The organism is Candidatus Hodarchaeum mangrovi (genome assembly GCF_975850365.1).
This window is the reverse complement of sequence record NZ_CDLCQJ010000100.1, coordinates 1-12,398: the sequence shown is the minus strand read 5'-3', so window position 1 is coordinate 12,398 and position 12,398 is coordinate 1. Positions and strand designations below refer to the sequence as shown.

The window sequence follows — 12,398 nt, the reverse complement described above, 5'->3', positions numbered from 1 at the left end:
ATTTTTTAATGAGTTCTTGTAAGATATTCTGATCAACATCATCTAATTTATTAATATAGAGACAAGATTTTCCAGTTTTAAATTTACCTAGATTTAATAAAAGAGAATCATGTTCTTCAAAACCAGATATTATATAAAGTGTTAAATTCTGTTTTCCATAAATGAAATACCTTTTATTGCTTTTAATCCTTTTTTCGATGTTTCATTTGCACTATAATACTCTAGTAACTCAACCAAAGCTTTTTCTCCTTCATACCGCACAATAATGTCTATAAAAGGATACTCTTGGAGAGTAACTTTATCTAACATTGTAAAATGATTTCCACCAGCTATAGTTACTATTTGTGGGTTGATCTTCTTAACTAAATCAAGAGTACGAATTGTTTTGTATACATTACAGGTTGCATGACTCCCCGACCCTACAATGTCTGGATCTTCTTGTCTAATTTTTCTTTTAAGTTTTTCCCAATCCAGCCTATTTGCTTGACAGTCAATAACTTTCACATTGATTTCAGGAAATTCTTTTTCAATGATTGCAGCTAGAAGGAGGAGATTGTAGGGAGGAGGTAAATATTCACCCATGACAAACCAAAACTTCTTTGGGGGTTCAATAAGAAGTATTTTCATAATCAAAGATAGAGGATAAAGAATTTTAAATAGTTATTTAAGATATATTTGTAGAAAATAAATTATTCATTTATCTAATAATATTTTGAGGAAGACTAGTACTTTGGTAATATTAGTGTTCAAAGCCTCTCTTGATGTCGTTATTCTTTCTGATTTGGTGCAAAATAACAATTAATTTAGACAAATTATCATTAAATTCTTCAATAAAGGACTTACTATTTCTGAGTTTGCCTTTTCTATCAAGAATTTTTTCCAACTAAAAAAATCTTTAAACATTATAAAAGAAGGGTTACACAGGACCATATCATTTTCTTGGAAGTAGAATTAGCTGATCTGGACATATACTTATCTTCATTGTATCTATTGAGCGAGAAACCATGAATTCTGAGAATAATTTTTACTTTCCTATAGAAAAAGGTTCTATTCGTTGATAAATAGAAGTGTATAAAATGTCATATGAAAATACAGAATATGAAACCCATGATGTTAAAATTGGGTCTGTTCAACCACTTGAGAAGCATTTAAATGTAGTTTTTCAAGTAATCGAAAAAAATGATGAAAGAGAAATTTCAAATCGCTCAGGAGAAACACATAGAGTTTGTGACTTCCGAGTAGCTGATGATTCAGGAAATATCATCTTAACTCTCTGGAATGAAGACATAGATATGTTAGAAATCGATAAAGTCTATAAATTGTCCAATGGTTTTGCAAATGTATTTCAAAATTCACTTCGTCTTTCAAAAGGAAAATTCGGAGAACTTTCAGAAGACTCCACAAGTTTTGATGAAGTAGATACGGAGAACAATCGTTCTGAAGAACGAGTTGAGGATCCTCGCCGTAAATATGGTAGACGGTCTTATGGTGGTGGCGGTGACCGAAAATCATCCTACGGTGGCGATCGAAGATCTTCCTACGGTGGAGGTCGTCGTGACCGTGATCGTGATCGTAAAGGATCATCTAGGGGCCGATATGATTCACGTTCCCAAGATCGATATTAAAAAAGTTTATTTTTCTCTTTTTTTTCTTTCTTTTTCTTAGATTTCTATATAAAATAGAAAATTACCTTTTTATTAAATTTTTCAAGTAGTATCAAAGGTAATTTTTATTATTTACAGATTTATGATATTAAAAGAATTTTTTCTTAAGAATAAATGCTAGGATCCCAGAGAAAGCAAGAATAATACTGATTACAATCCCAATCTGGACTGTGTGCTTCATAATCCAAGCTCGGTTTATGGTTGTTGATAATGATCCTGTTAACCTTTCTTCAGTACTAGTGACTGTTGTTTCAGTTACTGGAGGATTTAGTATTTCATCACAAGAATAATCGATAATAATACCATTCAAAAATGCTTTGCCATCTTCATATGATATTATCCCATTTGATGGAACTATTACAATTATACTTGCAGAATTATTAGGTATAATGAAGGAAGTCAATCCTGAAACACTATTTGCTACAAAGCTATTAGTGGTAGCATCATAGAGATCTTTTTCGCTTACTCCGACTTCAATTTCGACTAACTTTTCTATATTATATGGATTAAAATAAAGATAAGTGGGATAAGCAACATCATGATAGTAATCAGTAGTTAAACAGTTAAGTTGAAGGATTTTTTCATCATTTGTGGGGGAGATAATCCCTCCAAAGATTCCTACATGAGAAGAACCATATAAACCAAGGTTAGTTGGGCCTATTTGATTTTGATATCGATTTCGATTAACATCTCCAGTTGCTAAGGGAGTTATACCACCCCATTCCTTCCTAAGTGCTTCATAAGCTATACAATAATTCGGGTCATAATTTTCTATCCAATCCTCACTGTCTTGATGCTGAGAATCAACCCCATTCCCATAGTAAAGTCTCGCTGCATTTGCAGCATTCAACACATACTTACCAATTGCTCGAGCAAAGCGTGCATCATAACGAACAAGTGGAACAAGAGCCCCAACATTTTGAAAAGTCCCCATCGTAAATGCATAACCACCTCCATCAGTGATACTTCCATGTAATCCATGACAATCGTAACCTCCCCATGTTTCTGTTATGACTCCCCATCCATATCGTGCATTTGCAGGTCCAAAACACCAATTAATTATTTTCTGGACATCATATGTGGTTCCTTGTTCTGCATTCATTCGAGCTGCAATATAAGCTCCATAAGGTAGTAAGATTTCATACAGAGGATTAAATGCTATTTCTTCAAGATAATCTAAACACCATTTTGCTCCAGAGAGATATTTTGAATTTTGCCATTTAATGTATGCTATATATTCTAACCAAGCAACAGCTGCAGCTGCATCAGGTTCACGCCAAAAACCGTTGTATATTGGATTCATAATGCTAAAATCAAACGCAGTATAATAGAAATTCGGAATTGTCCAAGGATTTAGTTTAGCTCCCATATTTTTACATGCTTCATACCACAGATCTGCAATACCTCGAGCTTCAGTTTGAAATTCCCCAGTTTCTGGATATAAATCTGCTAACTGGTAAAATAGAAGAGATGGAAGAAGCTCATACCAAAAACTTCCACCTGTAGATGCATATCGGTTATTTAAATAAAGATATTCCCCTGATTCAATATTGTACCAATTTTCACACATTAATACCCAATTATGTCCATTTTGATAACTTTTGTTTATTCCAACGAGAGTAGCTCCAACAACAGCAGCTAACCCATTTATGGCTTCATCTGAAATTGACACACCTACATAAGAAGGAAGGTAAAAAGAATCTCGATCGAAATTCAACCATCGTTTATCCCAACTTATTAAAGGTAAATATTCCCCAGATATTGAGAAATTAAAAAGAAATGAATCATAATCCATTGCAACTTGTCGCCAGTCTCTCATTTTAAATGGTGTAGGGAGATTTGGCATCAATTCGACTTTATCGATGTTTATATGCCCTTCTTGTAATAATATTCTATCCGTTTGATCTCCATGAACTTCAAATAAATGGAAATTTAGAAAAATAATGAATAAGATAATTGAAAAAGATGATGAATACTTTACCAATTTGAATTTCATGAAATTATGGTTATTAATCGAAATTTTTAAATTAATTGTTTAAAAATGATTTAGGGTTAAGTTTACTATTTTAACAAAGGGTAAGAAAAAAGAAATTAATTTAAGATAGGGGTCACCTAAGTAGATCAGTTACAAGATAAGGTAATATACCTCCATGTAAATAATATTCTATTTCAATAAGTGCATCAAGTCGTGCTGTAACAAAAAATTCGACAGTAGAACTATCTTTTTTTCTTGCTATAACTTTTAATTGCTTTTTTATTGTAATCCCGTTGTCTAATCCTTCGATATCATAGATTTCAGTCCCATCTAAATCCAGCTCTCTCCAACCTTCTCCTTTTTCAAATTCTAGTGGTAGAATCCCCATTCCAATTAGATTTGAACGATGGATTCTCTCGAAACTCTTCGCAATTACTGCTTTTACTCCTAGTAATGCTGGTCCTTTTGCAGCCCAATCACGACTTGAACCCACCCCATAGAGGGAACTCCCTAAGATTATTGTAGGTATATTATTCTTCATATATTTCTCTGCTGCCTCATAGATACTAGTTAATTCGTTCTTTGGGTGATAAATGGTCCAATATCCTTCTTTATTGGGTGTCAATTGATTTCTAACCCTAACATTAGCAAATGTTCCTCTCATCATTATTTCGTGGTTTCCACGACGAGCGCCATAGGTGTTAAAGTCTGATTTATTCACCCCTTTTGAAATAAGGTATTTACCTGCAGGGCTTTCGTTTGGAATTGAACCTGCTGGAGAAATATGATCAGTTGATACTTTATCATCTAGAGTTAATAGTACTCTTGCCCCCTTTACGTTACTAGGTTTAATTTTACCAGGTTTGAATTGATTAAAAAAGGGAGGTGCTCGTATATATGTTGAATCAGGATCCCATTGGAATAAAGTTGTATTAGGAGCTTCTAAAGCCTGCCAATTAGCATCACCTTTTGCTATAACGGAATATTCTTTCTTATACATTTCAGGACTGATTCCTTTTTTGGCTGCTTGTTTGATCTCCTCATTTGTAGGCCATATGTCCTTTAGATACACTGGTTTTCCTTCTTTAGACTGACCAAGTGGATCCTTTGTTAGATTGATGTTCATCGTCCCAGCGAGTGCATATGCAACAACTAGTATAGGTGACGCTAGGAAGTTACCTCGTGTTAATTGATGTACCCGTCCTCCATAATTTCGATTCCCACTCAAGATTGAACATACATACATATCTTTCTCAGTGATTGCTTTTTCTATAGGTTCTAATAAAGGCCCACTGTTTCCAATACAAGTTGTACACCCGTAACCAACTAAATTAAATCCCAATATGTCTAAATATCTTGTTAAGTCCAAATCATTCAAATAATCAGTAACTACTTTTGATCCTGGGGCAAGGCTTGTTTTAATCAAAGGATTTACAGTTAATCCATGTTCAACAGCTTTTTTAGCTAATAATCCTGCCCCGATCATCACAGAGGGATTTGAGGTGTTAGTACAAGAGGTAATTGCTGCAATTACTAAATCTCCTTCATTTAAGGTCAACTTTTTGTCTTTAATCATCACAGAGGTAGAAATCTTTTCACGATTAAGTGATAATGCATGATCTTTCAAATATTTATTTAATCGTTCTTTCGAATGTTCTAAAGTAACCTGTTCTTCTGGATTAAGTGGGCCCGCAATCGAAGGTTTAATGGTACTTAAATCGAGGTTTAAAACGTGATTGAATTCAGGATCAGGTGTCTTATCTGTTCTGAATAGTTTTTGTTGCCGTGCATATTTCTCAATGAATTTAACATGTTTTTCATCTCTTCCACTTAGGATTAAATACTTTAATGTTTGGTCATCAATTGGAAAAAATCCGATTGTTATCGCCATTTCTGGGCTCATATTACTAATAGTTGCTCTATCAGGGACTGTGAGATTAGATAACCCTTGACCAAAATATTCTACAAATCTTCCTACCAAATTTCTTTTTCTTAACATTTCTGTGATTGTAAGTACTAGATCAGTTGCTGTAGCTCCCTCTGGTAATGATCCTGTTAGTTTAATGCCCACAACTTCAGGAAGAGGTATGTAGTATGGTTGACCAAGCATCACAGCTTCTGCTTCAATTCCACCGACTCCCCATCCAATCACTGAAACTCCATTCACCATTGGAGTATGAGAATCTGTTCCCACACATGTATCAGGAAAAGCTGATAATTCACCTTTAAAGTCTCTTTGAATGACTGTAGAGGCAAGATATTCTAAATTTACTTGATGGCAAATACCCGAGCCCGTAGGAACTATTCTAGTGTTGCCAAAAGATTGTTGTGCCCATTTAATAAGGTAATATCTTTCTTTATTACGTTCATATTCTTTTTCGAGATTTAAATGACACGCATGAGGTGAACCATAATAATCAACCTGGACAGAGTGATCAATTACCAAATCTACTGGATTAATGGGATTGATCATATCTGGATCTCCTCCATTTATTGCAACTGCTTCACGAATTGCGGCCATATCAACAATTAAAGGTACTCCTGTAAGGTCTTGGAGCAGAACTCGTGCTGGCATATACGGGATAGAAGCTTCATTCACTCCTGTAGGCCAGTTAGCGATTGTATTTACATCGTCAAGGGTTATTATATTATCATCAAAATTCCTTAAAATATTTTCTAGCAGTACACGAATTGAAAACGGGAGTTTATCCAGATTTAAACCTGCTTCTTCTAGTGTTATTAAATTATAAATAATAGAAACCCCTAGTCCCAAATCAAGTTTAATTTTCGACTTTTTAATTAAATCTGTTGTGAGAGTAATCATACGAACATTGAGTTTTTTATGCATTTTAAAGCTTTAGCTAGTTTTTTCTGAATATCTAATTGAGAATTTTGAATAACAGAGAAAAAATTAAGGGGACTCCTTCTCCAATGGTTTCAAACCGATTCGACGAAAATAGAGGTAATATAAAAGGTTTTATTTATTTTTCTTAGGCTTAGTAGGTATTTTACCTTCTAATTTTGCCTTTGCATCCTCTATACTGTGGAAACCATCTTCCTTTGTTTTTTTCAATAGTTCCTTTTTCAAATCTTCAGGAATTTTTTTTTCCTCTTCGCTCATTTATTGTAACCTCGTGATCATGGTAATTAATCGAAACAAATGGATTTTACATTACTTAAATATATTCCTTTTTCTGGAGAAGTCATTGTAAAAAAGGCAAATGAATAACTAGATGCATTTTTTAAGTGGGAATACCAAATTTATAGAGTAATAGAATTGTTGCTATCTTTATTTCGAGCCCTCTGATTCTTCAATGTTAAATTTCTAATCCAGGTTAGAAATCTTTTGGCATAATCTCCCCCATAAAATAATTCTAAGTATATCAGTTATTCTATTCCAAAAACTAATTAACTCATTAAAAAATTCATCATCTACTATGAGTTTAAATTTAGAATTGTAATAAATTATAACGATTTATAAACTCAATTCCAATGCCCAAGAATTCAAAATCAATCCTTCCTATCAATCACAAATGCGCATATTAGTTATCAAAGAGAGTGTTTATAATGACAGAGATACTTTCCGAGGTCAATATTGGCTATGATTGTATTATATCAAGTGACAGTATGATTATTCGAAATCCTGATCATGAATGGTTTGAAGAATTCCTTAAACCTTATTATATAATAACTAAAGATTTTCAATACTTATTTGGATCAATTCAAACCGGAAGAAGACCTGATAGAGTATATTATATGGTACCCTCGGGTTATCGTCTTGGTACAGGGCAGAAAGCCTTCGATAGAGATAGAGGAACGAAATTATATAAAGTTGTTATGAAGTATCTCCGTGAGGAAAAGATCCCTGTTCTAATACAGGATGGTATCCAAGGAGAACATGGGTATGAGATTGGCCTGAGAACAACAATAAGCATAAAAAATCCACATTTAGCTTATGTTGGATGGATGGGCAAGCTAATGGTATTTCCTCCCAAAAAGGAGATGCAGATTGATTGTTGGAACTTTATTGTGTCAGAACCTTTACCTTTGAAATATGTTAATCAGATTCGAGAATTTTGGCCCAATTTCGATCCAAACGAACCAATGACTCTGTATGATTTCACCAATATTGACCAGAATCGTCGAAGAGTACTATCCCTTCGTGTAGATTATTTTGGAGGGGCATTTAAGAAACCTAATTTGACTATGGTCTGGAATAAAGCGGAGTCTGATGGTTATATTTCCTTTCACGCTGGAATGACATCTGATCGGGTTGTTTTAGGGCTTTCAGGGACAGGAAAGACAACTTTAACTGTTGGTCCTGATCTTGAGCAAGATGATGCCTGTATTGGAAAAGTTATTCGTAATCCAGAAACTAATAAGATTGAAAAGGTACAATTGATAGGATTAGAAGCTGCTGCTTTTGCGAAATCCCAAGAATTAGACAAGACAAGTCCTGAATGGCCAGGATTAATGAAATCACTTGAATTAGATGAAGTATCAGGTAAACACCATATTGTACTTGCCATGAATATTGATTGTAAAAATGTTAAATACAAATATGAAAATATTGCTAATTATAATGTTAAAATTCCTGTTGTTGAAGAAGGTAAACAGCCAGGTTCATTACTTTGTAAGCGTTATCATGATAGTGGGACTACAAACGGACGATTTATTTTTTCATTTAAGTGTTTGAATCCTGATTGGGGAAAAAGTAAAGAACCGCGATATTTGAAGACTATTGTTCTTTCAATGAAACGTTTTGATTATATTCATCCTATGTTTCGAGTTAATGACCCAATCATTGCAGTAGCTTTTGATAGCGCGGTTGAATCAATTATAACCTCAGCAATTTCAGCTCAAAAACCAGGAACAAGAGTTCGATCATATGCTGCTACTGATTTTATGGCACGGGAACAGAGTGAACAGGCTCTTCTGAAGTTAGAAATTTTTCGTGATCTCGGTTTAGGATTAGATGGTAAGCTCGCCTTTATAGTTTTAAACACAGGTGCAGTAGGAGAACATGACATCAATGGAAACCAAATCCGTTTACATGACGAACATGGTGAACCAATTCCTAAAATTGATAAAAAAACCGGTGAAATACTCAGAAATGAATTAGGAGAAATGATCTATCAAGGTCAAGGGAGAAAAATTAGTGTGTACCATTCAAAGAAATTATTAGCATTAGCAGAAAATAGGTTAATCAATAATTGGATACCTCATCCCATCTTTGGAGAAAAAATTCTTTTACCTGATCCAGTTGAGTTAGAACAAGGTTGGGGTATGAAAGGTTTTGGAAAAGCATTTAATCGGTTACGTTATTATACAATTAAAGAAATTCTAGATTTTGTCAATCGAGATATTGAAGAAAGGACTCAGTTTCTTATTGAATTGTTTAAAGGTCAAAAAAGAGCTACTGAATTAGCAGCAGTCATAAATATATGGAAATCAGTCCCAATTTCTGATGTAAGTTTAATAGAAGATTTCTACCATAAATATTACTGGAACTTTTAAATTCCTTTATAGCACTTTCAAGGGATTATTTACTCAAGAGGATTTTATAATTAAAGTGTAAATTTTTTCAATCAATCGATGTTTCAATGGAGTAAAATATTCTCTCTCGTGATTTTCCCTTATTCTTAGTTCGTACTAGCCTAATTTTTTTTATTTCTGCTGTATTTCTAACATGAGTTCCTCCACAGGCAGCAAAATCATAGCCACCAATTGACACAATTCGAAAATTCTTTACAGTTTTCGGAACCATCTTGAGATATTGGATTTGATAATCTTTTTGTTGGAGAAAAGAGATTGCCTCTTCACGTGGAAGATAGGATATCCTTACATTAAGATTTGATGATAAAATTTTATTTATTTCTGAAGTAATTACCTCAAGCTCATTGGATGTAATCTTATCTATAGGAGCAAAATCTAATCGGCTTTCATCCAATTTAAGTTGTGTGCTAACTGTTTCTGCACCAAACTTTATTTGAAAATATCGACTGATTACATGTTGTGCTGTATGAGATCGCATTAAGGTGAATCGTCGGTTCCAATTTATTTGGCCTTCAATTTCAGTAAATATTTCAACAGATGATAAATCCTCTTTTGAATCGAGAATATGAAGAATCCTATCTTTAAATTGTCGAGTATTTTCTACTTTATATGTTTGATCGTTTAGCAAAAGGATACCTGTGTCGCCAAGCTGACCTCCACTTTCAGGATAGAAAATAGTTCGATCAAGGATGATGTTGCTATCTTGAACTTCAATGATTTTTCCCTTGAAATTCGTGAGATATGCATCTTCAAGAAAAAGTTTGTCAGTTCCCATGATATTAACCTTTTTAATTAGTGATAATTTTATTAATTACTTGGGATTCAAGATGGTCAGTTATTAATGGTTTAATGGGGAAACATACAATTCTACTCATTTCTTTTATTATTTCGATATTAATTAACAGACCTAATGATGTGTCCGATTGTTTTATAAGACTTTCAAGACAATTCCTTTTAATATCCTTATTCTGATTCATTGCTTTTCGATTTAATCGAAGAGATAACCTTCTGATTATTTTTTGTTGAAACGTTTCAACGATTCCCCCTATACATAATAACAGGTAAGTGGGCCGATTAGAAATCTCATTTTCGTCTAGAAGACCAATTTGAGAATAAAAATACTCCATAGCTATTTGAGACTCAAATCCTAATTCTTCAGCTAATTCATTAATTAAAAGAATGTAAGGTTCTGTATTAGCTTCGTACTCATACTTGATTAAAAAAGTACAGAAAATATCTACTATTCTATTTATTACCTCACCTGATCCAGGAACATTAAATTTTACCTTACTTGTTCGATCTGTAATAGTATCTGGATCTTGATAAATATTCTTTGTTATATATTCACGAATGATTCGATTTCGAATATTTTCGACATTTAGATCCATTAATTATCCCATTAAATATTGTGATCAGGTTAAATATACTATTCTTTCGTGAAAAAGGTATCTAGAGGTATAATTTTCTTTTTAAGATCATTAATCTGTTTTTGAACTCGTTCAGCAGCGATTAATTCACGTTCTTTAAGATCTTGACCAGGTTTTTCTTCACGAAGTTTTATCATTTCATTTTGAAACCACTCAGCAACACGTTGTTCCGAAAATTCAATTTGTTTCTCTCCCTCTGTCTTTTGATTTCGAAAATTTCTGATCCTTGCTTGAACATAACGCTCAATTAATTCATCTCTGATCCTTTTTGGTTCATGAGGATGAGCCAATTTAACTTCCCTTTCTGCCTCATTCCACCATTTTACGAGTATTTCTGGAGATGGGAATGAATTTTGACTCTCTTCATGATTATTCATTGTTATATTTCCAGTTAACATATTTTTAAAATTGTATTATAAGTTGGGGGAATAAATTATTCTTCCTTTCAATTTATTATAAAAATTATGGAAAACCAAGTAAAAATAGAAAACTTTTCTAAATTCAAGTTTTCTAATTATTACCAAATTAATTCCCTTCTTGTAATTTGATTTAAAATATTCTACAGATTTTTTGAAAGTATAGTGATATCTTGAGATATCATAAACATTTGATTTGTAGTGAGGAAATTGCACGAGATTAGTTTCCTTTTGTAAGAGTAGAATCCATTTCAATTTAAGTTAAAAATATTAGAGAATTAAGAACTCTAAAAGGTCTACCTAAATGCAAACTTTTTAATATTCATTAGATAAATCATTTTTGGAGTGTGTCTCTAGTGCGGGATAACGAAATTCAGTCTAATTTTTAACCTGTCCCAATCTTGGAGAAAATACTCTCTATTTCTTAATTCTAAAGAGCGTTGGAACAATATTCAATGCTTTATAGAAGATTTTAAAGAGATTTTAAACACTTTTTTGTGGTGAAAAGGATGGATCAGGAAATTCAAACTAAAAACCAACTTAGAAAAAAATAAACCTAAAAATAGGCTTCCTAATACTTTATTCGAACTAGTACAAGCCATGCCTTATGTTTCCTTGAAAAAAACTGAGGAGAAGAGGAAAAATGACAAGTACTAGACGATTTGGATCACTTGACTCTACTTTTAATTGGTTAGAAGTAGAAAATGAGGTTTCTCAATTATGGGAAAATATTAGAATCTTTGACAAAGTTTTAAAGCGCCAAAAGGATTTAAAAGACAAATTTTCTTTTATTGATGGACCTGTGACAGCAAATAATCCTATGGGAGTTCATACTGCTCGAGGGCGTACATTAAAAGACATTGTACAGCGATATTATACATTAAGTCAAAAAAAACAGAGATTCCAAAATGGATTTGATACACAGGGATTATGGGTAGAAGTTGAGGTTGAAAAATCACTAGGTATAAAATCTAAAAATGAAATTCTTGTTATGGGATTAGAAGAGTTCGTAGGACATTGTAAAGAAAGAGTCAGTAAATATTCTGAAGTTATTACAAACCAATCAAAGTTATTAGGACAACAAATGAAGTGGGAAAATAGTTACTATACACATGAAGATAAGAACATTGAACACATCTGGCATTTTCTGAAAAAATGTCATTCAAATGGTTGGTTATATCAGAAACAGTTAGTAATGCCTTGGTGTCCAAGATGTGGTACTAGTTTGTCTAATCATGAAATGGCCGATTCATATCAGATGTTTCAGCATCCCTCGGTGTATCTTAGTCTTCCACTAAAAGACACCCCTAACATATCAGTTTTAGTTTGGACAACCACCCCTTGGACTCTATTGGCAAAT

General features: G+C 33.1%; 11 protein-coding genes. 3 read left to right on the top strand and 8 right to left on the bottom strand.

Features of this window, described 5'->3' with window-relative positions:
* Positions 1-163, bottom strand: a 163-nt coding sequence (locus ACWVCY_RS10170; RefSeq protein WP_455142662.1) for a DUF1801 domain-containing protein, incomplete at its 3' end; no start/stop codon positions are given.
* Positions 142-582, bottom strand: a complete 441-nt coding sequence (locus tag ACWVCY_RS10165; protein ID WP_455142660.1) for a cobalamin-dependent protein — start codon at positions 580-582, stop codon at positions 142-144. The genes ACWVCY_RS10165 and ACWVCY_RS10170, both read right to left, overlap by 22 nt.
* Before the next feature lie 494 nt (positions 583-1,076).
* Here ACWVCY_RS10165 and ACWVCY_RS10160 point away from each other — a divergent pair, with 494 nt between their 5' ends.
* Entirely contained in the window at positions 1,077-1,625 is a 549-nt protein-coding gene (locus ACWVCY_RS10160) for a hypothetical protein (protein ID WP_455142658.1), read from the top strand.
* 127 nt (positions 1,626-1,752) lie between these two features.
* On the opposite strand, the gene ACWVCY_RS10155 is transcribed toward ACWVCY_RS10160, so the two are convergent.
* The 3 genes from ACWVCY_RS10155 to ACWVCY_RS10145 form a co-directional block, all read right to left on the bottom strand.
* On the bottom strand, positions 1,753-3,648 hold the full coding sequence (locus ACWVCY_RS10155) for a hypothetical protein (protein WP_455142656.1): 1,896 nt from the start codon (positions 3,646-3,648) through the stop codon (positions 1,753-1,755).
* 124 nt (positions 3,649-3,772) lie between these two features.
* Positions 3,773-6,487: an aconitate hydratase AcnA gene (gene acnA / locus ACWVCY_RS10150; protein WP_455142654.1), complete on the bottom strand. Its 2,715-nt coding sequence runs from the start codon at positions 6,485-6,487 to the stop codon at positions 3,773-3,775.
* 129 nt (positions 6,488-6,616) lie between these two features.
* Positions 6,617-6,760: a hypothetical protein gene (locus tag ACWVCY_RS10145; RefSeq protein ID WP_455142652.1), complete on the bottom strand. Its 144-nt coding sequence runs from the start codon at positions 6,758-6,760 to the stop codon at positions 6,617-6,619.
* Between the two features lie 446 nt (positions 6,761-7,206).
* Here ACWVCY_RS10145 and ACWVCY_RS10140 point away from each other — a divergent pair, with 446 nt between their 5' ends.
* Positions 7,207-9,156, top strand: a complete 1,950-nt coding sequence (locus tag ACWVCY_RS10140) for a hypothetical protein (RefSeq protein ID WP_455142650.1) — start codon at positions 7,207-7,209, stop codon at positions 9,154-9,156.
* Positions 9,157-9,223: 67 nt separating this feature from the next.
* Here the strand turns inward: ACWVCY_RS10140 and ACWVCY_RS10135 are convergent, their stop codons facing one another.
* From ACWVCY_RS10135 to ACWVCY_RS10125, 3 genes are read right to left on the bottom strand one after another with little or no spacing between them, the layout of a single operon-like run.
* Positions 9,224-9,970: an alanyl-tRNA editing protein gene (locus tag ACWVCY_RS10135; protein WP_455142648.1), complete on the bottom strand. Its 747-nt coding sequence runs from the start codon at positions 9,968-9,970 to the stop codon at positions 9,224-9,226.
* A 13-nt stretch (positions 9,971-9,983) separates the two neighbouring features.
* Positions 9,984-10,583: a hypothetical protein gene (locus tag ACWVCY_RS10130; RefSeq protein ID WP_455142646.1), complete on the bottom strand. Its 600-nt coding sequence runs from the start codon at positions 10,581-10,583 to the stop codon at positions 9,984-9,986.
* A gap of 38 nt (positions 10,584-10,621) precedes the next feature.
* The gene (locus ACWVCY_RS10125; RefSeq protein WP_455142644.1) at positions 10,622-10,999 is read right to left on the bottom strand and encodes a hypothetical protein; all 378 of its coding nucleotides are present in this window, start codon (positions 10,997-10,999) and stop codon (positions 10,622-10,624) included.
* A 682-nt stretch (positions 11,000-11,681) separates the two neighbouring features.
* Here ACWVCY_RS10125 and ACWVCY_RS10120 point away from each other — a divergent pair.
* Positions 11,682-12,398: class I tRNA ligase family protein (locus ACWVCY_RS10120; protein WP_455142642.1), on the top strand; the 717-nt coding region annotated here is incomplete at its 3' end.

Bases quoted from the DNA above. Each gene is read 5' to 3' on its own strand.
- ACWVCY_RS10165 (WP_455142660.1), bottom strand. From the start codon at position 582: ATGGGTGAATATTTACCTCCTCCCTACAATCTCCTCCTTCTAGCTGCA.
- ACWVCY_RS10160 (WP_455142658.1), top strand. From the start codon at position 1,077: ATGTCATATGAAAATACAGAATATGAAACCCATGATGTTAAAATTGGG.
- acnA (WP_455142654.1), bottom strand. From the start codon at position 6,487: ATGCATAAAAAACTCAATGTTCGTATGATTACTCTCACAACAGATTTA.
- ACWVCY_RS10145 (WP_455142652.1), bottom strand. From the start codon at position 6,760: ATGAGCGAAGAGGAAAAAAAAATTCCTGAAGATTTGAAAAAGGAACTA.
- ACWVCY_RS10140 (WP_455142650.1), top strand. From the start codon at position 7,207: ATGACAGAGATACTTTCCGAGGTCAATATTGGCTATGATTGTATTATA.
- ACWVCY_RS10135 (WP_455142648.1), bottom strand. From the start codon at position 9,970: ATGGGAACTGACAAACTTTTTCTTGAAGATGCATATCTCACGAATTTC.
- ACWVCY_RS10130 (WP_455142646.1), bottom strand. From the start codon at position 10,583: ATGGATCTAAATGTCGAAAATATTCGAAATCGAATCATTCGTGAATAT.
- ACWVCY_RS10125 (WP_455142644.1), bottom strand. From the start codon at position 10,999: ATGAATAATCATGAAGAGAGTCAAAATTCATTCCCATCTCCAGAAATA.